General features: G+C 49.0%; 2 rRNA genes. Both read right to left on the reverse strand.

The features are described from left to right. A 23S ribosomal RNA gene (locus G531_RS0117235) occupies positions 1-796 on the reverse strand; the annotation flags it as partial. 389 nt (positions 797-1,185) lie between these two features. Continuing rightward, a 16S ribosomal RNA gene (locus G531_RS0117240) occupies positions 1,186-1,403 on the reverse strand; the annotation flags it as partial.

Consider the following 1,403-nt stretch of genomic DNA (forward strand, 5'->3'; position numbering starts at 1 on the left):
GGTCCTCCACAAAGTCTTACCCCTGCTTCAACCTGCTCAAGGATAGATCATCCCGCTTCGGGTCTAGAGTATGCAACTCAAACGCCTTTTAAAACTCGCTTTCGCTACGGATCCCCCACACGGGTTAACCTCGCTACATACCACTAACTCGCAGACTCATTTTTCGATAGGCACGCCGTCACCCCTCAAGGCTCCGACGGATTGTAAGCTCACGGTTTCAGAAACTATTTCACTGTCCTCCCGGACTACTTTTCACCTTTCCCTCACGGTACTCGTCCACTATCGGTCACATGGATATATTTAGACTTACCCAACGGTCTGGGCAGATTCACACGAAATTCCTCGAGTATCGTGCTACTTGGGACCATCATCAACAAGACAAAGCATTTACACCTACGGGGCCATCACCCTCTACAGCCAGGCATTCAATCCTGTTCAGCTCACACCCTGTTTTATCACTTGCCACCAGCCTGTCAGAACCAGTACGACAACATCCCACAACACCGATCATGCAACCCCTGACAAGTATCACACACAACCGGTTTGGTCTCCTCCGCTTTCGCTCGCCACTACTAACGGAATATCTTTTCCTGTAGGTACTGAGATGTTTCACTTCCCTACGTACGCCCCCAAACAAAGTTTGAGTACTAGGCATTCCTACCCAGTGAGTTTCCTCATTCAGACACCCTCGGATCACAGCTCGGTTGACAGCTCCCCGAGGCTTATCGCAGCCTCCCACGTCTTTCATCGCTCCCATGTGCCAAGGCATCCACCCTAAGCCCTTAACAACAAAAACACTGCTAAACACCTATCGAATACAATTCCTAGACAACAAATCATCACACTAAAATGATCACAAAACGATCGAACAACAAACCACTAAAAAAAAATTTAGAAGTTCAGTTCAATTACAACAACAATCAACAAAGATCATTGCTCGCGTCCACTATCCAGTTCTCAAACCACCACACCACACCACACAACCACAACACCAAACAGTGCCACAATCGTAATAGCGGGCTTGCTTCCAAAAAGCTGTCGCAATTTGGAAACCCAAAAGCATGCCCATACCACAACGTCTCAATAATTTCCACACCACACACAACCCCACACTCACAAAACAAGCATGGTCTCAAGTTGTGCCTAAAAACAAACCACACACAGTGGTTCCTCAAATCTCCGTAGAAAGGAGGTGATCCAGCCGCACCTTCCGGTACGGCTACCTTGTTACGACTTAGTCCCAATCGCGAACCTCACCTTAGACGGCTCCCCCAGCAAAAACTGTTAGGCCACCGGCTTCGGGTGCTGCCCACTTTCATGACTTGACGGGCGGTGTGTACAAGGCCCGGGAACGCATTCACCGCAGCGTTGCTGATCTGCGATTACTAGCGACTCCACCTTCA

Origin of the sequence: Granulicoccus phenolivorans DSM 17626 = NBRC 107789 = JCM 15570, from assembly GCF_000423085.1 — a bacterium.
Lineage (GTDB): Bacteria > Actinomycetota > Actinomycetes > Propionibacteriales > Propionibacteriaceae > Granulicoccus > Granulicoccus phenolivorans.